This is a genomic window from Marinoscillum sp. HNIBRBA16962 (genome assembly GCF_057801515.1).
On record NZ_CM173603.1, the window covers coordinates 4,496,901 to 4,518,334 of the forward strand.

25 protein-coding genes are annotated in these 21,434 nt (G+C 43.7%); 18 read left to right on the forward strand and 7 right to left on the reverse strand.

The genetic code is table 11. The annotated features are described in order from the left end of the window. Positions 1-3: 3 nt before the first annotated feature. The gene (locus AC3E9V_RS18650; protein WP_488749667.1) at positions 4-426 is read right to left on the reverse strand and encodes a Fur family transcriptional regulator; all 423 of its coding nucleotides are present in this window, start codon (positions 424-426) and stop codon (positions 4-6) included. A 395-nt stretch (positions 427-821) separates the two neighbouring features. Between AC3E9V_RS18650 and AC3E9V_RS18655 the strand changes: the two genes are divergently transcribed. Then, positions 822-1,334 (forward strand): hydrolase, encoded by a 513-nt coding sequence (locus AC3E9V_RS18655; RefSeq protein WP_488749668.1) that lies wholly within the window; start codon positions 822-824, stop codon positions 1,332-1,334. Between the two features lie 186 nt (positions 1,335-1,520). Here the strand turns inward: AC3E9V_RS18655 and AC3E9V_RS18660 are convergent, their stop codons facing one another. Next, positions 1,521-2,315, reverse strand: a complete 795-nt coding sequence (locus AC3E9V_RS18660) for an RMD1 family protein (protein ID WP_488749669.1) — start codon at positions 2,313-2,315, stop codon at positions 1,521-1,523. A gap of 245 nt (positions 2,316-2,560) precedes the next feature. Between AC3E9V_RS18660 and AC3E9V_RS18665 the strand changes: the two genes are divergently transcribed. Further along, on the forward strand, positions 2,561-3,031 hold the full coding sequence (locus tag AC3E9V_RS18665) for an aminoacyl-tRNA deacylase (RefSeq protein ID WP_488749670.1): 471 nt from the start codon (positions 2,561-2,563) through the stop codon (positions 3,029-3,031). Positions 3,032-3,165: 134 nt separating this feature from the next. Here AC3E9V_RS18665 and AC3E9V_RS18670 read toward each other — a convergent pair whose 3' ends face one another. The 3 genes from AC3E9V_RS18670 to AC3E9V_RS18680 form a co-directional block, all read right to left on the reverse strand. Next, positions 3,166-3,558, reverse strand: a complete 393-nt coding sequence (locus AC3E9V_RS18670; protein WP_488749671.1) for a hypothetical protein — start codon at positions 3,556-3,558, stop codon at positions 3,166-3,168. 218 nt (positions 3,559-3,776) lie between these two features. Further along, positions 3,777-5,984, reverse strand: a complete 2,208-nt coding sequence (locus tag AC3E9V_RS18675; protein WP_488749672.1) for a xanthine dehydrogenase family protein molybdopterin-binding subunit — start codon at positions 5,982-5,984, stop codon at positions 3,777-3,779. 5 nt (positions 5,985-5,989) lie between these two features. After that, positions 5,990-6,451 carry a (2Fe-2S)-binding protein gene (locus AC3E9V_RS18680; protein ID WP_488749673.1) on the reverse strand — a complete coding sequence of 154 codons (462 nt, stop codon included), beginning with the start codon at positions 6,449-6,451 and terminating at the stop codon, positions 5,990-5,992. Positions 6,452-6,766: 315 nt separating this feature from the next. Here AC3E9V_RS18680 and AC3E9V_RS18685 point away from each other — a divergent pair, with 315 nt between their 5' ends. From AC3E9V_RS18685 to AC3E9V_RS18740, 12 genes are all read left to right on the forward strand, one after another. Further along, positions 6,767-7,102 (forward strand): winged helix-turn-helix domain-containing protein, encoded by a 336-nt coding sequence (locus AC3E9V_RS18685; protein ID WP_488749674.1) that lies wholly within the window; start codon positions 6,767-6,769, stop codon positions 7,100-7,102. Between the two features lie 304 nt (positions 7,103-7,406). Next, the gene (locus tag AC3E9V_RS18690; RefSeq protein ID WP_488749675.1) at positions 7,407-8,561 is read left to right on the forward strand and encodes a cysteine desulfurase family protein; all 1,155 of its coding nucleotides are present in this window, start codon (positions 7,407-7,409) and stop codon (positions 8,559-8,561) included. Continuing rightward, a complete protein-coding gene (locus AC3E9V_RS18695; RefSeq protein WP_488749676.1) occupies positions 8,558-9,712 on the forward strand; it encodes an XdhC family protein in 1,155 nt (384 codons plus the stop codon). The genes AC3E9V_RS18690 and AC3E9V_RS18695 overlap by 4 nt, the downstream gene beginning before the upstream one ends. After that, complete coding sequence (locus tag AC3E9V_RS18700) at positions 9,705-10,316, forward strand: nucleotidyltransferase family protein (RefSeq protein ID WP_488749677.1); 612 nt, start codon at positions 9,705-9,707, stop codon at positions 10,314-10,316. The genes AC3E9V_RS18695 and AC3E9V_RS18700 overlap by 8 nt, the downstream gene beginning before the upstream one ends. Then, positions 10,313-10,552, forward strand: a complete 240-nt coding sequence (locus AC3E9V_RS18705; protein ID WP_488749678.1) for a MoaD/ThiS family protein — start codon at positions 10,313-10,315, stop codon at positions 10,550-10,552. The genes AC3E9V_RS18700 and AC3E9V_RS18705 overlap by 4 nt, the downstream gene beginning before the upstream one ends. 4 nt (positions 10,553-10,556) lie before the next feature. Further along, positions 10,557-11,576 carry a molybdopterin-synthase adenylyltransferase MoeB gene (gene moeB / locus AC3E9V_RS18710; protein WP_488749679.1) on the forward strand — a complete coding sequence of 340 codons (1,020 nt, stop codon included), beginning with the start codon at positions 10,557-10,559 and terminating at the stop codon, positions 11,574-11,576. After that, positions 11,573-12,016 carry a molybdenum cofactor biosynthesis protein MoaE gene (locus AC3E9V_RS18715; RefSeq protein WP_488749680.1) on the forward strand — a complete coding sequence of 148 codons (444 nt, stop codon included), beginning with the start codon at positions 11,573-11,575 and terminating at the stop codon, positions 12,014-12,016. Before moeB ends, AC3E9V_RS18715 begins: the two co-directional genes overlap by 4 nt. Before the next feature lie 419 nt (positions 12,017-12,435). Beyond that, on the forward strand, positions 12,436-12,657 hold the full coding sequence (locus tag AC3E9V_RS18720; RefSeq protein ID WP_488749681.1) for a hypothetical protein: 222 nt from the start codon (positions 12,436-12,438) through the stop codon (positions 12,655-12,657). A gap of 87 nt (positions 12,658-12,744) precedes the next feature. Then, the gene (gene moaCB / locus AC3E9V_RS18725) at positions 12,745-13,641 is read left to right on the forward strand and encodes a bifunctional molybdenum cofactor biosynthesis protein MoaC/MoaB (RefSeq protein WP_488749682.1); all 897 of its coding nucleotides are present in this window, start codon (positions 12,745-12,747) and stop codon (positions 13,639-13,641) included. Between the two features lie 2 nt (positions 13,642-13,643). Next, positions 13,644-14,627 carry a GTP 3',8-cyclase MoaA gene (gene moaA / locus AC3E9V_RS18730; protein WP_488749683.1) on the forward strand — a complete coding sequence of 328 codons (984 nt, stop codon included), beginning with the start codon at positions 13,644-13,646 and terminating at the stop codon, positions 14,625-14,627. Further along, positions 14,627-15,790 carry a molybdopterin molybdotransferase MoeA gene (locus AC3E9V_RS18735; RefSeq protein WP_488749684.1) on the forward strand — a complete coding sequence of 388 codons (1,164 nt, stop codon included), beginning with the start codon at positions 14,627-14,629 and terminating at the stop codon, positions 15,788-15,790. Before moaA ends, AC3E9V_RS18735 begins: the two co-directional genes overlap by 1 nt. An 8-nt stretch (positions 15,791-15,798) precedes the next feature. After that, positions 15,799-16,554 (forward strand): sulfite exporter TauE/SafE family protein, encoded by a 756-nt coding sequence (locus tag AC3E9V_RS18740; RefSeq protein ID WP_488749685.1) that lies wholly within the window; start codon positions 15,799-15,801, stop codon positions 16,552-16,554. Positions 16,555-16,634: 80 nt separating this feature from the next. Here the strand turns inward: AC3E9V_RS18740 and AC3E9V_RS18745 are convergent, their stop codons facing one another. After that, positions 16,635-17,141 (reverse strand): MOSC domain-containing protein, encoded by a 507-nt coding sequence (locus AC3E9V_RS18745; protein WP_488749686.1) that lies wholly within the window; start codon positions 17,139-17,141, stop codon positions 16,635-16,637. Positions 17,142-17,429: 288 nt separating this feature from the next. On the opposite strand from AC3E9V_RS18745, the gene AC3E9V_RS18750 reads away from it, so the two are divergent. Then, complete coding sequence (locus tag AC3E9V_RS18750; protein WP_488749687.1) at positions 17,430-18,146, forward strand: DUF4397 domain-containing protein; 717 nt, start codon at positions 17,430-17,432, stop codon at positions 18,144-18,146. Between the two features lie 182 nt (positions 18,147-18,328). On the opposite strand, the gene AC3E9V_RS18755 is transcribed toward AC3E9V_RS18750, so the two are convergent. Beyond that, positions 18,329-18,808, reverse strand: a complete 480-nt coding sequence (locus AC3E9V_RS18755; protein WP_488749688.1) for a hypothetical protein — start codon at positions 18,806-18,808, stop codon at positions 18,329-18,331. Positions 18,809-19,106: 298 nt separating this feature from the next. On the opposite strand from AC3E9V_RS18755, the gene AC3E9V_RS18760 reads away from it, so the two are divergent. The 3 genes from AC3E9V_RS18760 to AC3E9V_RS18770 are packed head-to-tail and all read left to right on the forward strand — an operon-like array spanning position 19,107 to position 21,300. Further along, complete coding sequence (locus AC3E9V_RS18760) at positions 19,107-19,652, forward strand: RNA polymerase sigma factor (protein ID WP_488749689.1); 546 nt, start codon at positions 19,107-19,109, stop codon at positions 19,650-19,652. Position 19,653: 1 nt separating this feature from the next. Next, positions 19,654-20,193, forward strand: coding sequence for a hypothetical protein (locus tag AC3E9V_RS18765; protein WP_488749690.1), 540 nt, complete (start codon positions 19,654-19,656; stop codon positions 20,191-20,193). Positions 20,194-20,211: 18 nt separating this feature from the next. Beyond that, positions 20,212-21,300: a hypothetical protein gene (locus tag AC3E9V_RS18770; RefSeq protein WP_488749691.1), complete on the forward strand. Its 1,089-nt coding sequence runs from the start codon at positions 20,212-20,214 to the stop codon at positions 21,298-21,300. Positions 21,301-21,434 lie beyond the last annotated feature (134 nt).

Here is a 21,434-nt window from a genome sequence, read left to right on the forward strand (position 1 = left end):
ATATCAGTTAGCGTTGCATTGCCCGCAAACCCCGTTAATAATCACATCCACATCTACCATCTTGTAGTTTCGGGGTAAAGCTATTTTGGGGATGTTGATCGGTTCATTGATGCATTCGGTAGTGCCGCAATGGTTGCATTTGAAATGCATGTGGTTATGGTGGTGAGCTTCCACATCACAGTCTGCACACAAGCCATAAGTAGCAGAACCACTATCTCCGGGAATTTTATGCAACAATCCGTTTTCAGTAAATGAGTGCAGGGTGCGGTAAAGCGTCACACGATCATACTCATGAAATTTATCTTCCAGGTCTTTAAAAGAAAGCGCTTTATTTTGTTGCTGAAAATGCTCCAGCACATCCATACGGCAATCGGTGATCCGCAATTTATGGTTCTTAAGACTCTGTTTTAACTCACTGTATTTCATATTGCAAAAATAGTTAATATGCAATTGAATTGCATAACAACTACATAACTCTCAGGTCAAAAATAAAGTTTGCCTCAACTGCAAAAGGTTCCGGTTGATCGGCTAAATGGATTGTACAGTATTTTTAGTACTACTTCAAGTTGCATTTAAGCAGTAAGGGAGTATGGGTTTGATAAATTTTTCTATAACCCCCACCAGCGCCCTTTTGCATCAAACCATACTTCACTATGATCATTCAGCATAACTTGATAAGTTAGAATTAATACCATTTGGTTAGAGGTCACTTATCCCGCGCTGAACAAGGATCAGGGATAACAAAAATCCTATCGATGAATAACTTTTGTCATGGGTAATGAGCAGATTATTTTATAAGTTCTGCTCCTAATCATACGGATATGGAAACTGTAACAGAAGCAACCAGGGAAGTGGCAGAGGCTGATATTTGTTGTCCGGAGTTTAACCCGGAACCCTGGGAGGAAACCAGGCACGAATGGAACAGGAAACTGTTCCTCAAGGATTCTGTGCCTGAGGTATTTCACATTCCACTTCCCGGCACCTATAAACGGGTAATTACCAGGATGTGGAAAAAAGCAGAAAATGCGGGCGCAGCGCCTGACCTCAAAGATTTCTTGCTGCTGGCTTATGATCCTTCTCCATTTAAAGGCGAACTATTCATGTCCATCAAGAAAGAGATCCCCGATGAAAACAATGTGTACCTGAGTGGTTCTTTTATCAGCAAGGTTTTCGATGGACCGTATCATAAAGTACCGGAATATATAAAGGAAACAAACAGGTATCTAAAGTCTATCAAAAAAGAAGCGAAGAAATACTATTTTTACTATACCACATGCCCTAAATGTGCAAAGAAATACGGTCATAACTACATCGTGGCTTTAGCAGAGATATAGTTGGGAATTGATTCTCCAGAAATAGCCTCTAAGTTCTGCGCCAATGGAGTGATGCATTACTGGTCTTCGTCGGTAACAACACCGACATGAAGCAGGTGATCAATAATACATCGATGACCAATACATCACATTGTAGGAACTTTGAAAACTATATTGAGATCACGCTTCACAGACTACCAATCAAGGTCACCACCCTAGCTTACCGGCGAACGTATCGAGCACTTCAATGACGATGAGTATGATGATGATCCATTCCAGGCGACTACTTTCCCGGTGGTGATAGTAGGAAATGTATACAGACAGGTTATCCTCGATAATTTTCAGGGTGTTATCAAATTCTTTGTATCGCTGTACCAGCTCAAAGTAGCGCAAGAGGGTCACGTGCAGACGATCCAGGTATTCATCGTCCCACGTGGTGTCGGGACTGTCCAGGATGTAAAGGTTTTCGGCTATGTTGTTTTTTGCGTTCAGGGCTTTTCCTATAAACTTAAGAGCCTGCCGGTGTCCGAGTTTGAGTTTTCCATGATTCTGCATGCAATTAGTGTATTCTTTGATCTCACTTAAGATACCCTGGATCAACCCGTTGAAGTGATCCAGTGCCACGGACTGCGCAAGGTGCATCATGATCAACTTGTTGACCGCATGATCAAAACGACCCAGCGTAAGGGTATCGAAGCTTAGCTCCAGCTGATCCTGGTTATCCACCATACACACTTCCAGATCGTCTTCCGTAAATGTCTTTTTGCGCTGAATAGCAAAAAATGCAAGGCGTTCCAGATGTTCCCGGATCTCAACAGAGCTCATACCTGAAAATACTACAGCTCCATATCCCTGAATATAAATATACTGTGAGGGATTGAGCTGATAATATAATTCGGAAGAACCAGCTGAAACCAGGTTTTCAGGGTGTCTGGATCTATAACCAGACACATCGATCTTACCTGCAATACAGTAGGCTGCATAGACCATTTTTTCTTTCATGGGACACACGAGACAAGCCCTAATCGAAGGACGGAAATGCCTGAAGGAAGTTGCCCGCAAGCCCTTAATTAATTTGCACCCAAAAGTAAATTCCACGCCTTCCATAATCCGGGGTTATTGCTGATATCTGAAAAACCGGAAAGTCCTGACTAAAGTCACCTCGAAATCTGCCTTTGATGGTTGACAACCCTCAGATAATATCGTTAACTTATATAGAAAGATGGTCTCACTTAAAATGCACTGACATGGTACTGGAAAAATTAAGAAAATACCTGGACAATAACGATGTGGAATACGTAGTTATCAGTCACTCAAAGGCGTTTACCTCTCAGAAAATAGCAGCTTCTGCCCACATAAAGGGCCATAACCTTGCTAAAACGGTGATAGTAATGGCAGACGGGAAAATGGCCATGGTCGTTTTACCGGCAGATTCGCGGATCGATTTTGAGTTGTTGCAAGATGCCATTGGTGTGGTCAATGTCTGGCTTGCTGATGAAAAGGAATTCAAAGATAAGTTTCCTTCCTGCGAGACAGGAGCCATGCCGCCCTTTGGCAACCTCTATGACCTGGATGTCTACGTAGCTGACAGCCTTGTAGGCGATCATGAAATTGCCTTTAATGCCGGATCACACACCGAGCTGATCCAAATGCAATATCCTGATTTTGAACGATTGGTAAAACCCAAAATAATGAAGTTTTCAGTGGCGATGGCCTAAAGTTTAAAATTATCGATACTGACCATATTAACATTGACTTGTACCAATAGAGTGGAAGTGTGGCTATTCCGTTTTGTTTTTCTTCTCCGACAGTAGCCTGGCTGCTTTTACATAATTCACCATTGAAACCGCTCTCAGATTACTTTTCGGTTACGATCGGTAAAAGAACAATCTCCTTTTTCCTGGTGACCTTTGTAGCGGATGTCCAGTGTTTCCTTATAATGCTCCTCCAGAGACCTGCAAAGCAGAGGACGCCTTAGCCACTTTTGGTCGGCTGTCAACAGGGGAGCGGGATCAATGTTAACCTCCCGGTCCTGGTACACCGCATATAATTTCACATCTTTCGGGGATATGTCTTCTTTATCAAGATATTCCACTACCCCACACAGAGTGTCCGAGTAGATGTAGGCAAGGACGGGCTCATCAGTCTGTCCTTCCAGTGTATCTATCCTTGCTTCGTAGGTAAAAGGAAGGGACTTGTTATATTTTGATGCCGGCCCCAGGATTTTTCTGATAACGCTGCTCATAATACCATTTGAAAGGGTGGTTTGAGCAGGAATTAAAGCTTTTATTCTGTCATAAAAAAGCTGGTTTGTTTTATGAAAAAATGATTTTAATCAGGAATGAATGAAATCATTTCTTCTTACGCCAGGGCTCTCTCATCATCTTTGACTCGCATAAAAACCTCAACCGGACCGTAATAACCTACTTCCGGTTGAGGTTTTAAGCATTTTTATTTTGATTTCTAAATTCTATTAACCAGCTGAGCCGACTCGGTCATAAATGGCTGGTGGTAATACCGCTGACCGGTAGCTTTGTACAGAGCATTGGCCAATGCACCAACTGCTGGTGGTAAACCGGGTTCACCAAGACCAGTAGGGTCGATCTCATTCTCCACAAAGAACACTTCGATCTCCTTAGGTGCCTGAGCGTGGCGAATCAACTGGTAGGTGTTGAAGTTGCTGGATGTAGGAGTGCCATCTTCAAACTTTATTTCGCTGTACAGGGCGTGACCTATTCCATCTACCACACCCCCTTCAATCATGTTTATGGCACCTTCCCTATTGATCACAATCCCGCAGTCTACCGCACACCAAACCTTTTGGACTGTAGGCTGGCCATTGGCCATGGTGATGTCTATTACTTCTGCTACATAGGAGTTGTGACAGAAGTAAGCCGCAATTCCCCGATGCACACCCGGTGTCTCCTGTCCCCAGTCGCATTTGTCTTTCACTAATTTGAGAACACCCGCATATCGATCCGGATCGTAATCGTATTTTTCACCGACCGGATTATTCTTAGCACGCTCGAAGAGCTCCAGTCTAAACTCGATGGGGTCTTTACCAGCTAATTCAGCAACCTCATCCAAAAAAGATTGTTCAGCACCCGCTGTAAAATGGGAGCGCGGAGCTCGCCAGGCTCCAGTGGAAATATTGGTCTTAGAGGCTATCTTTTCTGCGGAATAGTTTTCAACTGCACCGGCAGGAAATCTATTTGGGAATACCGGACTTTCCGGTAAGCCCACACCTTTCACCGAAAGAGCTACCAGGTTGTTGTTTTCATCCAGCCCTGCTTTGTAAGTAGCCAGGTAAGCAGGCCGATAGGTACCCTGCGTCATGTCATCCTCGCGGGTGTAGATCATCTTGATGGGGCCGCCAAACTTTTTGGATATGGCCGCAGCTTCTAAGCCAAAATGGACATACAGACGCTTTCCGAAACCACCACCTATACGAGTCATTTCTACTTCAATATTTTCGACAGGTATTCCTAACAATTTAGAGGTCGTTTCTTCCAGTGTTTTCGGCGTTTGAGTTGGCCCAATCAATAACGCAGAATTCTCCTTAACATCCGCGTAAAAGTTCATTGGCTCCAGGGTATTATGTGGAATGAACGGGGAAGAATAAGTACGCTCAATAACCTTGGCCGCCGTAGCAAATGCTACCTCAGAATCACCGTCCACCCGGCTTTCTGTCACCTCCCCTTTCAGCAGATCCTCCTGAAGTCGCCTCGTGTGCATGTCAGAGCTCTCAAGATTGCTTATGGTATCATATGATACCCTCAAGGCTTTTTTAGCGTTCATTAATTCCCAGGTAGAATCACCAACGATGGCGATCAATGTATTGAATGAATTCACTTCTGCCCAAACGGGTTCTTCAGTGGTAGTGTCAATTGTAAATGCGTCCACCACACCATTCATCGCAATGATCTCATCCCGGTTGAAGTCTTTGATTTTCATCCCAAACGCCGGGGGATGATGGATCATGGCCAGTTTCATTCCTTCTTTTTGGAAGTCCAGTCCAAATAGTGGCTTACCAGTTACGATTTTGGGACCCTCCACATTCTTTTTGTGTGTACCTATGATTTTATAATCCTTAGGTTCCTTCAGTTCCAATTCTTCAGGCACCTCGATCCCCACAGCTTTTGATGCAATCTCACCGTAACCAATAGTTCGCGTGCCGTTAACTTCTTTGATTACACCTTCAGTTGCAGTCAGATCTGCCAAGGTTACCTGCCATTCTTTAGCGGTTGCTTCCATGAGCATTCGTTTACCTGCCGCTCCAGCCATTCTCAAGGCATTCCATCCGAGCATGATGGAGAGACTTCCTCCGGCAAACTGGGGGTTCTTGAATGCGTCTTCATCCAGTTTGCCTTGCTCCACAATCACTTTTTTCCAATCCACATCTAATTCCTCAGCCACAATCATCGGCATAGATGTCATTACATTCTGACCAATTTCGGGGTTTGGTGAGAAGATGGTTACTACACCATTATTGCCAATTTTAATGTAACCGTTCAGGTCAAACCACTCATCTGGCATGGCCAGAATTTCTTCTTTCGTCTGGCCAGGTGTACACGAGGCTAACCAGCTGAAGCTAATCATCAATCCGCCCCCAGCAGCAGCTGAGGTTTTTAGAAATGCTCGTCTTCCAACTTTTGTTTTAATGATTGACATGATACTTATGTGTTAGGATTTGCAGCTGTTTTAATTGCCTTCTTGATACGAACGTAGGTGCCGCACCGGCACAGGTTTCCACTCATTGCGTTTTCTATGTCTTCATCACTCGGATTAGGATTGCTTTTGAGCAATGCTACAGCACTCATGATCTGACCTGCCTGACAATAACCACACTGGGGAACATCATGCTCCAGCCACGCTTTCTGCACCGGATGATCTCCTTTATCTGAGAGGCCTTCGATGGTCGTGATCTTATTTTCACCGATCGACTGAACAGGTAACTGACATGATCTGACTGCATTGCCATTTAAGTGGACCGTACAGGCACCGCATTGAGCGATTCCACAGCCATATTTTGTGCCCACCATATTTAAGTGGTCTCTTAATACCCAAAGAAGTGGCGTTGATGGATCTACGTCCACTTGTTGCTTTTCTCCATTGATTGATAGACTGAATTCTGCCATGATCTATTGTTGTTACTTGCTAAAGTTCATTGATTACCGTTCATCATTTGGTACTTTTTGAACGTCCACAGGAAGAATGGGTTTACTTTTCATTTTCCCAGAAATTCCGGATTTACCATTACACCCATTAAGATAAATATTTTTAACCTTTTTTCCATTTAAAATGGATTCACCATGCAATGTGTTCGCTTTGATTAAACTCTAATTACGACTATCAAACAAACTATAAAATCAAACGACCATTTCTGAAAACATACCCTTTTGAATGACTTATCTTTACTAATCTCACTCAGTGCATCAATTATTTTTTAGAGAATGAAAGAAATACGTATCAGATGCTGGATCGAAAATGATGGTGAAAAATTATTTGGCCCGGGGCCATCACAGCTTTTAAAGTATATCGAAGCAGAGGGCTCCATTTCTAAAGCAGCCAAACGAATGGGAATGTCCTACAAAAAAGCCTGGGATATCATTCAAAACCTGAATGCCACTCTGAATGAACCCGTGGTGATCTCCAAAAAAGGGGGCACTAAAGGTGGTGGGGCAGCATTAACGGAAAGCGGAAAAAAAATACTCGAAAACTACGACTCATTGATTCACAAACTTTCAGAGGTCGTCAATGAAAATCAGGGAATCCTGGCGCTGATGTGAAAAAGACAGTCCGACTTGAGGAATAGCTCTGAAAGCAATTACGATAGTCATTATAAAGATATCAAAATGACTTTTGCAAAAGTCATTTCTATCCACTTTTGCCTTTTATAAAAGTCAAATTTATAAAACTTCAGACCGGTCTGCCTAAAGTCCGACCTTGCGGGCTCCTTTATTCAATACAGAAGTGTCGTACACCCGTGTGATGTGAGTTAGGGTGTTTGGATTCAGTTTGAATATTTTAAATCAATCGTTATATATTTCTATATATATCGTATACTTGTAGTTCAGGTGAAGCTCAAAAGCCATGATCTCAAAACCCATCTACCTGGACCATAATGCCACCACACCTGTAGACCCCCGGGTGCTGGAAACCATGCTCCCCTACTTCACCGGGCAATTTGGGAATGCTTCCAGTGTCAATCATGCATATGGATGGGAAGCGGAAGAAGCAGTGAGCCTTTCACGGGAACAGATTGCACAGTTGACCGGAGCCAAACCAAATGAGCTATTCTTCACATCTGGCGCTACTGAAGCCATTAACCTGGCTATGTTTGGTGTCTCTCAGGCATACAGGGACAAGGGGAATCACCTTATTACTTGTGCTACTGAACATAAGGCAATTTTGGACACCTGTCAGCAGCTTGAGCATCAGGGCTATCAAGTCAGTTACCTGAAAGTAGACTCCTCCGGATCTATTGACTTGGAGGAACTGAAGCACACCATTACCAAGCAAACCATCCTGATCAGCCTCATGCATGCCAACAATGAAACCGGGGTGATCCATCCGCTTCATGAAATTGCCGCAATTGCACAAGCGCACAATGTGCTGTTAATGACTGACGCCACTCAGTCCGTAGGAAAGATCTCGTTCAACGTAGATGCTCTGGGTGTGGATATAGCAGCATTCTCTGCACATAAGCTCTATGGACCTAAAGGTGTTGGGTCGCTGTACCTAAGAAAGCAACCCAAAGTAAAAATTGCACCGATCCTTTTTGGTGGTGGCCAGGAAAAAGGCCTCCGGCCAGGCACCCTGAATGTACCCGGAATTGTGGGGTTTGGGAAAGCCTGTGAAATCTGTAAAGCTGAAATGGAAAGTGAGTCCGGTCGACTTAAAGGCCTTCGGGACTTTTTTGAGAAGGAAATATCCACGATTGAGGGACTGAAGATAAACGGAAGTCAGGCTCCAAGACTTCCTCATGTCAGCAACTTTTCCATTGAAAATATTGATGGCAGCAAGCTCCTTCGCTCTTTGAAAAAACTGGCTGTTTCACAGGGCTCCGCATGCAGTTCAGTCACCACAGAGCCCTCACATGTTTTGAAAAGCATGGGGCTTCCCGATGAGCTGGCCCTTTCCTCAATCCGCATCGGGTTTGGCCGATTTACAAAGGAGGAAGAGGTACAGGTAGCCATTGATGAAATTAATCAAGCAGTTGAGCAACTTAGACTGACTGTATCATGAGAGAACTTGAATCCATTATCAAAGCATATGATCAGGCCGGAAGCCAGGGTTTGGACTGTGTTTTGGCTACCGTGGTACACGTTGAGGGTTCGTCTTATCGGCAGGCGGGAGCCCGGATGCTGGTGGACGAAAACGGGAGGATGACGGGAGCTATTAGCGGAGGCTGCCTGGAAGGTGATGCACTTAGAAAAGCACTGCATGCGTTGCATCAGGATCAGAATAAATTGATCACCTATGATACCAGTGACGAGGACGATGCAGTAATTGGCGCACAGCTTGGATGCAATGGGGTCATACAGGTACTATTTGAACCAATCGATCCCAAAAAGCCCGATAACCCGATTGAGCTCCTGAAAAAAGTAGTGGATTCCAATGAACAGCTGGTCATTGTCACGCTGTTTAATTTGGATAAAACCCAAAAGCAGGATGGGACTTTGATGGTTTTGACTGAGCGACAACCGATGAGCGGGAGCTTACCAAACCAGGAGATTACCGATCAGGTCAGGAAAGATGCCGGGATGGTCTTCGCTCAGCAACACTCCTGTTTCGGCAAATACATGGTAAATGAAGGTCCCCAATATGCCTTCCTGGAGCTTCACTCTCCTCCACCCAACCTTGTATTGGTGGGTGCTGGGAATGATGCGCAGATCCTCGCCCGAATGGCCGATCTGCTGGGGTGGACAGTAGTGGTGGCGGATGGGCGACCCAGCCATGCAAACCCGGACCGGTTTATCAGCTCCTGTCAGGTGATCGTCACAAAGCCCGAACTACTTTCGGAAAGTATTGAGATCAATGAACGGACCATTTTCGTGCTGATCAGCCATAATTACAACTATGATCTGGCAGTCCTGAAATTATTATTACACCGTCCCGAAATTCCCTATATCGGCATCCTTGGACCAAAGAAGAAGTACGACCGAATGCTTGAAGAACTTCAGCAGGAGGGAGTAGAAATATCAAAGGACAATCTGAAAAGGATTTTTGCTCCAACAGGATTGCACATCGGGGCTGAAAATCCAGCTGAAATAGCCCTTTCCATTTTGGCAGAGATCCAAAAAGTACTGACGGGAACGAACGGCAGGTCGCTGAGAGAAAAAGAAGGAGCAATCCATGAACGGCATTCTGAATTTAAAGTAACCTCGCTTGGATAGTTTGAAAAACATAGCAGTTATTATACTTGCGGCCGGATCGTCCAGCAGACTTGGACAGCCGAAGCAGCTGGTATCTTTTGGGCAAAAGACGCTGCTCCAGCATACACTGGATGTAGGATCATCTTTTGGCTTCTGCTCAAAGCTGCTGGTCCTGGGGGCTAAGCATTCTGAGATCGAGCATGCTGTTTCGACCGCAGGTTTTGAAATAATTCACAATGCTGACTGGCAGGAAGGAATCGGGTCGTCCATACGGGCAGGAATGGAGCATCTGCTAAAAATGCCTGACGTGGAGCATGTGCTGTTTCTGCTTGCTGATCAGCCTTTTGTCTCTGAAGAATTGATTGAAACATTGCTCAAAAGTCACAAAAATGAAATTACAGCCTGCAGCTATAAAGGTCAGGTTGGTGTTCCGGTTGTCTTTTCCAGAAATTATTTTTCTGATTTGACATCCCTGAAGGGGGACAAAGGAGCGAAAAAGATTATTAAAAATCATTTGTCGGATACGACAATCGTGGATTTTGAAATGGGATATTTTGATATAGATACAAGGGAAGATCTTGAAAAGCTGGAGGCACTAAACCAGGAAAAACCGGGAAAAACATGAAAGTAAATGTAAAATATTTTGGCGCTATCGCCGAACAAACAGGCACAAGTGAAGAGACTCTGGATCTCAGATCCATAGGATCAGAGCTCAGAGACCTGAAAGCTTATTGTATCGAAAAATACGAATTAGCCAATGACGATTCCCTTCAATTGGCCATTAACCAGGAGCTGAATAAGGATGGCAAATTGAATGATGGGGATGAAGTTGCTTTTTTACCACCTTTTGCCGGAGGATGAAATAATGAGTGAGCGTTTACGCTATAGCAGACAGATAAAGCTACCGGAAGTTGGTGCTGAAGGTCAGGAGAAGATCCGTCAGGCCAAAGTGTTGATCGTGGGTATGGGTGGTCTTGGTTGTCCGGTGGCACAATATCTCGCAGCGGCGGGTGTCGGGACATTGGGTTTGGTGGATCATGATAAAGTGGACCGGACCAACCTTCACCGACAAATTCTATACGGGACAGCAGACATAGGAAAACCTAAAACCGAAGCAGCAAAAGAGAAACTGAAGCAACAAAATGAGGATACCCGGATTGCGACCTATCCTGATGGGTTGACTACAGAAAATGCCATCAGCATCATCAACCGATATGATATAGTCATTGACGGTACAGATAATTTCCAGTCCAAATACCTCATCAATGATGCCTGCCTCATAGCTAACAAACCCTGGGTATATGCTTCCATTTACAAATATGAAGGACAGCTTTCCGTCTTCAATTATCAAAATGGCCCCACCTACCGGTGCCTGTTTCCGAAAGTGCCAAAAGCTGATATAAGCTGCGAAGAAACCGGTGTTATTGGCTTTTTACCAGGCATACTGGGAACCTACCAGGCAGCAGAAGCATTAAAACTGATCCTGGATATCGGACAGGTGCTGAGTGGGAAGCTCAAGATCATCCATACGCTTTCCATGCAGGAGCAGCTGATCTCCTTTAGCCGAAATGAACCCGAAATTCGCAAAATCAAAGAACGAGGTTTAGCTTTGGAAGCTGTCAGTTGCGAATTGAAAGATCCGGATAAAACCTACCTGGATGTACGTGATCCACATGAGCAGCCTCAACCCGGATACACTGATATTCTAAAAATACCTTTGAGTCAGCTACAGGATAGGTATCAGGAAATTCCAACGGAAAGGACCGTTCATGTATATTGCCAGTCCGGGATCAGGAGTAAAAAAGCCGTTCAACTTTTAAGCGAGAAGTATGGCTTTAAAAATTTAATCAATGTAGAAGGAGGAATACAATCCATAGTGAAATGAGTGAAAAGAAACCAAAGAAAGTATTTGTAGACGGACCGATAAGCCCTGAAAAAATTGCCACGTCGATTGCCAATCATCAAAGCAAAACGAATATAGGTGCGCATAGCATTTTCCTGGGACAGGTAAGAGCAGATGAAATGGAAGGCAAAACCGTAACAGCTATTGACTACTCAGCTTATATGGAAATGGCGGAAAAAGAGTTTCATAACATCAGAGAAGCAGCGTTTGAGAAATACGATCTGACCTGTATGCACATCTATCATAGTTTGGGTAAGGTAAATGTCGGGGAGATCTGTCTGTTTGTATTTACTTCTTCAGGCCATCGCAAAGCAGCTATTGAAGCTTGTAATTACCTGGTGGAAGAGATCAAGTCCAAAGTACCGGTGTTTGGTAAGGAAATTTTTGAGGACGAAACGCACCAGTGGAAGGTGAACCAGTGATCGGCATGCCGGTGTATCAGTCGGTACTGTAGACTACACTGATTTAAACTTTAATATATGCAAAAAATGAACTATGTAAGGAGTTTTAGGGAATTAGATGTCTATCAAGTAGCCAAGCAGTTATCAAATGAAATATTTGAAATGACTAAACAGTTTCCGAAAGATGAAACTTACTCCAAAGTCGTTTAGTTAAACTCATCATATCCCTCCCTCGTAGAGGGTGCCAATGCTATTAAGCTAAGCTCAGCAGCCTGTTGGAGACAACTCCAACAGGGGCATCGGATGTGCGGTCCGTCGCCCAGGTTGGTCTTGTGACCAACCTGCAGACCGTTAACTTAAGAGCATTGGAGAGGGTGAAGGAAGAGGATTTAAGAAATCTGATTAACTAAACGCCTTTTAAACTACAATAGTTAGATGTTATGAAACAAAGTGCTGAACTGACAAATCTTCAACGTGAATTGCTAAATCTGTTTAGTTATGAGCTACCTGAAAAACAATTAAAAGAGATAAAAGATCTTCTGTCACACTATTTTGCAAATAAAGTAACTGAAGAAATGGATAAATTTTGGGTGGGGCACAATTTAGACGACAACATTCTCGATCAGTGGAAAAAAGAGCATATGAGGACAAAGTATGAATGATCGTGTAGTATTTGGACACGAATGTGCTTTTAATCTCTCTTTTGAAGAAATCTAAACACCGACCAATAAAAATGAATTGAAGGGAAAATGGTTGATATAACACATAAATCAAACACATTACGCGAAGCGACTGCTCAGGCAATCGTCAAAACCAGTAAGCAGGAAACCATTGACAAGATCAAAAACAATGAGATCCCGAAAGGGAACGTCTTTGAAATGGCAAAAGCTGCAGGACTTCTGGGGGTAAAAAAAACACCTGACCTCCTCCCCGATTGTCATCCGCTCCCGATCGAATACACAGGCATTGAATATGAAATCAACGGTTTGGACATCATCATTTCCATGACGGTGAAGACGATCTATAAAACGGGCGTAGAAGTAGAGGCCATGCACGGTGCCAGCATAGTAGCTCTCACCATGTATGACATGCTCAAGCCCGTCGACAAGCAGGTGGAGATCAGTACGATCAAATTACTAAAAAAGAAAGGTGGAAAATCCTCATTCAAAACCCCATCTGGTAAGCTAAGTGCCCAAGTGGTAGTCTGCTCTGATTCGGTAGCTGCAGGGGAAAAAGAAGACCGGGCCGGGAAAATCATTGTAAGAAAGCTGGAAGAACTGGGACTCTCATCCGATTATAACGTTATTCCGGACGAACCGGCACAGATCACTCAGCTGGTTGAATCACAAACGGCCGACCTGCTGATCTTCACAGGCGGAACCGGTGCAGGCCCGAGGGATAATACACCCGACACCATACGGCCTTTACTGGACACTACACTGCTGGGTGTAGAAGAACAAATGCGACGTTATGGACAGGATCGCACCCCTTTCGCTATGCTGTCCAGGTCAGTAGCCGGCATTAAAAACGGAAACGTCATTCTGGCTTTGCCAGGGTCTTCCAATGGCGCCAGAGAATGTATGGATTCAATTTTCCCGCACTTATTGCACATATTTCATGTATTAACAGGAAAAAGACACGATTAAATATGGCTTCACAAATAATAGATCGATTTGGACGCCCCCACTCCTATTTAAGGATTTCGCTCACTGACCGGTGCAACCTCAGGTGCTTCTACTGCATGCCTGAGGATGGCACAGAGCTCATGGAAAGAGCTGACATTATGTCCCTGGAAGAAATCATCAGTATAGCAAAAACCTTTCGGGATCTGGGTGTAGATACCATTCGACTAACCGGAGGAGAGCCATTGGTTCGTAAAAATTTTGAATATCTGGTACGGGAGCTGGCCGGGCTTGGAGTTACGTTAAAGCTCACCACAAATGGCATCCTGATTGATCGCTACCTTGAGGTTTTTGAAGAAATTGGGTTAAAGAAGATCAACATCAGTCTCGACTCACTGGACAAGGCCAAGTCGGTTTTCATTACTAAAAGAGACTACTTTGACCGGATCATGAGCAACCTCGATATGGCTCTGAAACGACAATTTGAAATCAAACTGAATGTGGTTCTGATCAAAGGAGTCAACGACAAAGAGATCAATGATTTTATTTCACTGACCAGGGATCAAAACCTATCCGTGAAGTTTATCGAATTTATGCCTTTCAAAGGCAACCAGTGGGACTGGAGTAAAGGCGTAAGCCAGGAAACCATATTGAATACCATTGAGCGTAAATTCGGTAAGATCAAGCCATTAAAAAACCCAAAACACAGCACTTCAGTCAATTATAAGGTAGAAGGGCATATGGGCAACTTTGGTATTGTCAGCACCATTACCAACCCATTTTGTTCAGATTGTAATCGTATCAGGCTCACAGCTGATGGCAAAATGAAAAATTGCCTTTTTGCCACTTCAGAAACAGACCTGCTCACTCCTTTCCGAAAAGGAGAGCAGCTGGAAGAGTTGATCCTTGAGTCTATCAAAACCAAAAAATATTCACGAGACGGAATGGATGTGAAAATGGACTCAGGACATTATGAAAAGAATCGTTCTATGATTTCAATCGGTGGATAATGATATCAATAGAAGAGGCACTCACAGCCATTGCAAACCAACAGGTCGTTTGTAAAAGCTCAGAAAAACCATTATCAGAAAGTGGTGGATTTTACCTGGCTGAAAGCATCAGCGCTCCGTTTGATCTTCCTGATTTTGATAACTCCGCAATGGATGGATATGCCGTCGGCGGTTTTGCGGATAGCTATGAAATCATTGGTGAAGTAGCCGCCGGAGACACTTCCGGGCAACTTCTGAAGGAGGGTAAAGCCATGCGCATTTTTACCGGAGGTAAAGTCCCTGAAGGAACTACCGCGGTGGTGATGCAAGAAAAAACGGAAGTAACTAACTATTCCCTACGTGTTCAGACTACGGTAACACCTGGCCAGCACATCCGGGTAAAAGGAAGCGAACTATCCGAAAATCAGGAGGTATTCGCTCCAGGTCATTTCATCAGCCCTGCTACCGTGGGACTGATCGGATCGCTTGGTATTGAAAGGATCAAGGTCTTCCAAAAGCCTACGATCCGTTTAATTACCACTGGAAATGAGTTAATCACCCCGGGCCGGGTAAGAAAAGCCGGCCAGATCTATGAGTCAAACAGTTTTGCCATAACAGCTGCTTTGAAAAGATATGGATACACCTGCGATGAAAAAAACCAGATAGCAGATAACTACGACGAGATCAGGTCCGGCATTCAGGTTTTTTTGGATAAATCGGACGTGCTGCTGCTCTCCGGCGGTATCTCCGTGGGAGATTATGATTATGTAAAGCAGGCACTGGTTGAAAATGGCGTTGAAGAAATCTTTTATAAGGTTTTTCAAAAACCCGGGAAGCCGCTTTTCTTTGGAAAGAAGGATCAAAAATACGTTTTTGCCCTGCCTGGAAATCCGGCCTCATCACTTACCTGTTTTTACGTTTATGTACTTCCTCTCTTGCAAAAATTAAGTGGAGCTGGCCAAACAGGCCTTATGAGATGCCAGATTCCCTTAGCCCATGATTTCAAACTCAAAGGAGACAGACCTGCCTTTCTCAAAGCCCATATCGCCGATCAGCAGGTTTCCATTCTTGACGGACAGAGTTCATCCATGATCCACTCTATGGCATTGGGCAATGCTTTAGCAAAGGTAGACGGAGGAGCGGCCCTAAAGACCGGAGATCTGATAGCATGTATTCTTTTATAAAAAAGTAAATGACTATAGAGTATTTACCCTACATCTTTTTCTTTATTGCCTTATTCTATAGCTCGGTTGGTTTTGGGGGAGGCTCGAGTTACCTCGCTATCATGAGTCTCTTTCTCACCGATTTTTATGAGATCCGGTCCGCTGCTTTAATCCTGAACATCTGTGTGGTAACCATTGGAACCCTCGTTTTTATAAAGAACCGGGTATTCAACTTCAAATTGTTCTGGCCTTTCCTGGTATCGAGCATTCCACTTGCTTACCTGGGTGCACAACTCAGATTGTCGCAAAAGGTATTTTCTCTGATCCTTGGGACCTCCCTTATCCTCTCAGGGGCATTTATGCTGCTACGCTATATTAGATCCAAATTGGAATCACGTGAATTTAGTTTAACTAAAAAGCTTTCACTGGGAGGCAGCATAGGCTTTTTAGCCGGAGTATCGGGAATTGGCGGGGGTATTTTTCTTTCTCCTGTACTCAACTTGTTGAACTGGGCAAATCCCAGAACAGTCGCCTCTCTTGCTTCCACTTTTATATTGGTAAATTCAGTAGCAGGGCTTTTTGGGCTTACTGTTGCCGGGACCTTTCAGTATGATCAGGACCTCCTCATAAAGCTTGTGATTGCAGTGGTGCTGGGCGGAAGCATAGGCTCCTATTTATCCAACAACAGGTTTAATTTAAGGTTTCTTGGCATACTTACAGCTATTTTGGTAGTATATGTAGGCTGCCGGCTGGTCTTGCTTCATGGGTTTGGGGTCAGTATTTGAGACAGGATATCGAAACGAGCATATAATGATTACCCACCACCGCTTACTGATTACTGACCACCGGCATACCGATCACCGATTCACCGCTTACCGGCCAACGACACCTGATCCCCAACTCTGATCTCTCCACCTCTTATCACCTGCGCAGTTAGTCCTCCATGCCCCCTCATCGCATTGTATCCACCGGCTCCCAGGTTTTCTTCCATCCGTGAGCAGGGGTGACAATAACCTGTGCCTTCCAAAATAACCTCACCGATGCTAAACTGCTTATTTCGTAAGGCAAATAAATTGATTTTACTAACCACGAGGTTCCTCCGGGTAAGTCCGGGATCAATCGCATTTTGCCCCATGAGCGAAGCTACTGCATCCAGGTGTTCTTTCTGAATGAGCGTGACCTGGCGCTTTTTGCTGAATGTGGAAGAAAAGTGGTCGCCTTCAAGTCCTGTTTCTTCTATAACCCTGACTTTTTCCACACTTAAAAGAGGTGCTTTCTTTTTGGGCCTTATACCGATCCACTCTAACGCACCTACCTGCGGAAGTGTGCTGATCAACGATTCAATGGGTTTGTCTATTTCATCATTTTTCATAATCTGCAATTTAGCTCAAAGCGCTAAATTACCCAGCAATCAGGTATTCCTAAACTCCGGCAAACTCATTATTCATGGTGCCAAGGGAAGAGCTTCTACCCTCCCCTTTTGAAGGAAAAATAAGCATAAATACTTCCAACCTTTTAGCGGCCTTACGTTTCTTATATGACAGGAGTAGATTCTTAACCCTTGAGTTTAAAAATCTTTTCTCCTTTCCCACCAACCAATTCTAAAGAAAGCGAGTCTTAATAGATGTTTTCAGTTACTCATAAAGTTTTTAATTAAATCATGGAAAAGTTGAATGGTTTTTTAATGAAAGCCCGATTTATTCTGATAAGTAGTTGTGTGATTGGGCTTATAGGTCTTTCAGGATGTCTTGAAGACGATGATGACCCGGGACCAGTAGAAACAGCATATGTAGGCATCTACCATGCGGCACCAAACACCAATGATCTTGACATTATTGTAAACATAAGTGGTACGATAAACAATGAGCCTTTTGGGTATGGAGACTATACGGGATACCTGAATTTCTATACCGGTGAGCGAACGATGAAATTTGCCGAACACATGAACCTGGCCCCGGTGGTTGTTGACACTACCTTTACTTTTGTCAATAATGAGTACTACACAGTGTTCGTTTCAGGGTCTTCTCCAAATGTGGAAGCTTTGGTTTTAGAAGATAGTTCAGAAGCGCCCGGTACTGGCAAAGCCATGATCAGGGTCGTTCACTTATCCCCTGACACTCAGACGCTGGATGTCTTTGCTGATGAGGAAAATTTAGCTCCAGGTATCTCCTTCAGGGAAGCAACAGCATTTGAAGAAATTCCGGCTGGTAATTTAGACTTTAAACTGGTATCTCAGGGGGAAGAAAGCGAAGTACTGCTTTCGGTTCCGGCTGTTGAGATAGATGCCGGAGAATATCTCACACTGATAATCAACGGATATACCACACCTCCGGCGGGAAATACCCACGAGCTGAGCACGGATTTTATCAGGCATTGAATCAGACAGTGATTTTGAAGCCCGGAACCTTTCAGGCCGGGCTTCACTAAAATCAGGTAACTATTAGCAGGTCATTCACCAATCGCACCTGATCATTGAGTGAATTGAAGACTCGTGGTGGGGATTCGCTTAAGAAAAGTCGTGAATACGAAAGCCAAATCAGTTTTTAGGTGGATCTCGACCTAATTCAGATACCTGTGATTTGCTTCGTCACTGAAACTTTCCCTCAACTTTTTGAGTCGATCTTCAATAAAAATATATTTGTACTCTTCCATACCAATCATCCACTTTAGTTGCAGCGGGTTAAGGGCATCAATCAATTCTTTTTGCGTTTTCCCGATTTTTTTTGCCAATTCTTTCCGGTCTATTTTTTCTCCTTCGGGGATGAGTCCCAAAATGGTCTTTGATTCTTCTGAGAGATCTTTTAACGTGAGGATTTTCGCAATTTTTCTACAATACTCAAATCCCTTGAGCACATATTTTCCTGCGGTTTTACCAAATTTCTCAATCAGGTCGTACTGGTCCTCAGTTTCCAGGTAGTATTCGCCCTTTTGCATACTTCTGTAATCAATGACTCGAACCAGGAGCTTACCTTCAATTAGAACAACATCTATTGTGAAACTACCATTTCCATCGATTTGGTGAACAGGGATAACAGACATAGTTATTTTTTTTAATTTTATATAATCCTTTAAAGCTTAGAACTCAAATACACTCTTGTTTCTCTATCATCAACGTGTAGCTTTTTCCTCCCGGTCCGTGTGATCCGGTAGGCCAATATAAAGCAATCCTAAGCAATAAAATGCTTTTCAATACTATCTGTCTTACGCCTACACCTCGTATTTAATGAGCTTTTTGTTTCTTAGAGAAAACTTCCAGCTAAATCTCCGGGGCGGGTAAATAAAAATTTTACCTGGCCAAAATTAATACGTATTATCAATATATCTAAAAGGATTCAAATTGGATACCCGCCAAGTCATTAAAGATTGTATTAACAAGGATGAAAGTGCATTCAGACTGCTGGTTGACAGGTATTCGGGTTTTGCATTTTCCGTAGCTCATCGGATAGTTAATGATGAAGATGAAGCAAAAGATATCATTCAGGAATCCTTCATCTCCATATGGAAAAATATGGAAAGTTTTGACACGACGAGGAGCTTTGAAAATTGGCTATATAAAGTCATTGTAAATAAGTGCCTGGATGTGCTCAGGCGAAAAAAGAGAATAACCATCATCCATCCTGAATTGGATAAATGGAACAGGATGGAGGTGTTTAGTGATAATACCCCTGAGAACAACCTGACAAACAAAGAAACAGGACAAATGATCCGGGTATTTACCCAAAAACTGAGTCCCAAACAAAAGGTAGTATTTGTGTTGAGTGAATTAGAAGGTCTGACTCATGATGAGATCGCTGAAGCCACCGGGATGGTCAAAGCAACCATCAAAAGTAATTTGAATCATGCCCGGCGTAAAATTGGAAAGATGATTGAAAAATATCTCTGAAATGAAACAAGAAGATAAATATCTAAGATTAATTGCTGCCCTGAAGAAGAACCAGCCAACCTTATCAGATAAAAGCCAGCTGACAGATGAGGTCATGCAAAAAATTCGTGCTTCTAAGCCAGATCGTTCATTACTGTCGCAGCTTGATGGCATTCTGTTTGACTGGGTAAAAAGCTTTAGATGGCGGCTAGTTATGGCAACTGCTTCCTTTTTTCTTGTCGGTTTTTTCATTCACCAGCAGGTGATCATGGATCAGCGGTTATACGACCTGGAAAACCAATTGTCGTCAGCAGTAAGCAGCATTGGTTACAGGGATGATGAGCCGGGCATTATGCAGAAGGTCTTGATAAAAATGGCTCTAAAAGATAAAGCGAGTCAGGATAGCATTACAGTTTCCGTGCAGGATATGGAAACTCTCTTAAGAGATTATATAAGGATGATAGATGAAAATGAAAGCCTCAAGCACAATCCCGTTACCGGATCATTTTTCAAAAAGTCCCCAAACCATGAGCAGATAAAAGGGAAGACCAAAGATTTATAACTCCAAGACCCTAAACAGATGAAAAAGAAAATATTAGCATGTTGTATGCTGTCACTCATGTTGGCCATCTCCTGTGACTTCAAGGAAACCCTGGTCACCAATACCGTGCATGAAGATGGGTCGATCACCCGGAAGGTCTCGGTAAGAACAAGCTCAAAGCGCCATTTGGATCTGAATGGCATGGATGTGCCGGTGGACAGTACCTGGCAGATTGAGATAAACTGGAAACTGGAGGAAAAGGATGATGACTCAGCTAAACAAGATACCGTATGGTACCTTACTGCGGAAAAGCGTTTTGAAAGTGTTGAGGAGATCAACAGATCCTATCAAAACGATCAGGGCGCTAACAGAAACCTGAAAAGGACTGCTGCTTTTTCGAAAAGTTTCAGGTGGTTTTCTTCCGTATTCAGGTACTCCGAAACTGTAGACAAAAGGCTGGACTTTGATTGTCCGTTATCCGATTTCCTGTCAAGGGAAGAAATGGAATTTGCCTACTGGCCCGGCGATATACAAAAATCGCTTATAAGCGGCCCTGATAGTCTGAGGTACAAGGCCTTATCAGATAGCATTGAAACCCAGACAGAGGTCTGGCTGATTACTTGTCTGGTGAGGCAGTGGATCTATGCATTCTATGACCTGACCGAAGATCACCCCGATATGAAATTAAGCATGGAAGAGTTATTGTCCAGTGAACCCCAACTCGTTAAATACCTTACCAATAATGCGTCCGGAAATGATGAAGATTCAGTTTTTGCTAATGTTTTAGGAGAAGAGTTTTATTCTTCCTTCCAAATTGAGATCGATAGTGCCGTTTCTGTAATGGAGGAAAAAGCCACGGTATTTTGGGACAATTCCAGCTATGATATGGAAATCAGGATGCCTGGCAAAATAATAGACACCAATGGTTATATGGCAAAGGATAGTGTCCGTCACGATCATGCAGGAGTCCTTTGGACCGTAGAGCCTTCCTATTACTTTACCAATGACTATGAGATGTGGGTCGAATCCAGGGTTAATCATTATCCGTTATGGGCAGTCACGGTAGCATTTGTATTATTCGTGGTTGCTGGGTTTATAAGGTTTTATAAAAGATCAAAATCAAAGTGAAATGTGAGGTTTGCCAGCCACACCCGGCCTGCCTTTGCACGCTGGCGCTGACTGTGCCTTCGCGCCGTGCCGTCGGTAAGCCTCTGGCGGCCGATGGTAGCTTCGGCGAAGCAAGGAGCTTTAGCGTAAGAGTC

Coding starts and splice junctions, on each gene's coding strand:
- AC3E9V_RS18650 (WP_488749667.1), bottom strand. CDS start 426: ATGAAATACAGTGAGTTAAAACAGAGTCTTAAGAACCATAAATTGCGG.
- AC3E9V_RS18655 (WP_488749668.1), top strand. CDS start 822: ATGGAAACTGTAACAGAAGCAACCAGGGAAGTGGCAGAGGCTGATATT.
- AC3E9V_RS18660 (WP_488749669.1), bottom strand. CDS start 2,315: ATGAAAGAAAAAATGGTCTATGCAGCCTACTGTATTGCAGGTAAGATC.
- AC3E9V_RS18665 (WP_488749670.1), top strand. CDS start 2,561: ATGGTACTGGAAAAATTAAGAAAATACCTGGACAATAACGATGTGGAA.
- AC3E9V_RS18670 (WP_488749671.1), bottom strand. CDS start 3,558: ATGAGCAGCGTTATCAGAAAAATCCTGGGGCCGGCATCAAAATATAAC.
- AC3E9V_RS18675 (WP_488749672.1), bottom strand. CDS start 5,984: ATGTCAATCATTAAAACAAAAGTTGGAAGACGAGCATTTCTAAAAACC.
- AC3E9V_RS18680 (WP_488749673.1), bottom strand. CDS start 6,451: ATGGCAGAATTCAGTCTATCAATCAATGGAGAAAAGCAACAAGTGGAC.
- AC3E9V_RS18685 (WP_488749674.1), top strand. CDS start 6,767: ATGAAAGAAATACGTATCAGATGCTGGATCGAAAATGATGGTGAAAAA.
- AC3E9V_RS18690 (WP_488749675.1), top strand. CDS start 7,407: ATGATCTCAAAACCCATCTACCTGGACCATAATGCCACCACACCTGTA.
- AC3E9V_RS18695 (WP_488749676.1), top strand. CDS start 8,558: ATGAGAGAACTTGAATCCATTATCAAAGCATATGATCAGGCCGGAAGC.
- AC3E9V_RS18705 (WP_488749678.1), top strand. CDS start 10,313: ATGAAAGTAAATGTAAAATATTTTGGCGCTATCGCCGAACAAACAGGC.
- moeB (WP_488749679.1), top strand. CDS start 10,557: ATGAGTGAGCGTTTACGCTATAGCAGACAGATAAAGCTACCGGAAGTT.
- AC3E9V_RS18715 (WP_488749680.1), top strand. CDS start 11,573: ATGAGTGAAAAGAAACCAAAGAAAGTATTTGTAGACGGACCGATAAGC.
- AC3E9V_RS18720 (WP_488749681.1), top strand. CDS start 12,436: ATGAAACAAAGTGCTGAACTGACAAATCTTCAACGTGAATTGCTAAAT.
- moaCB (WP_488749682.1), top strand. CDS start 12,745: ATGGTTGATATAACACATAAATCAAACACATTACGCGAAGCGACTGCT.
- moaA (WP_488749683.1), top strand. CDS start 13,644: ATGGCTTCACAAATAATAGATCGATTTGGACGCCCCCACTCCTATTTA.
- AC3E9V_RS18735 (WP_488749684.1), top strand. CDS start 14,627: ATGATATCAATAGAAGAGGCACTCACAGCCATTGCAAACCAACAGGTC.
- AC3E9V_RS18740 (WP_488749685.1), top strand. CDS start 15,799: ATGACTATAGAGTATTTACCCTACATCTTTTTCTTTATTGCCTTATTC.
- AC3E9V_RS18745 (WP_488749686.1), bottom strand. CDS start 17,141: ATGAAAAATGATGAAATAGACAAACCCATTGAATCGTTGATCAGCACA.
- AC3E9V_RS18750 (WP_488749687.1), top strand. CDS start 17,430: ATGGAAAAGTTGAATGGTTTTTTAATGAAAGCCCGATTTATTCTGATA.
- AC3E9V_RS18755 (WP_488749688.1), bottom strand. CDS start 18,808: ATGTCTGTTATCCCTGTTCACCAAATCGATGGAAATGGTAGTTTCACA.
- AC3E9V_RS18765 (WP_488749690.1), top strand. CDS start 19,654: ATGAAACAAGAAGATAAATATCTAAGATTAATTGCTGCCCTGAAGAAG.
- AC3E9V_RS18770 (WP_488749691.1), top strand. CDS start 20,212: ATGAAAAAGAAAATATTAGCATGTTGTATGCTGTCACTCATGTTGGCC.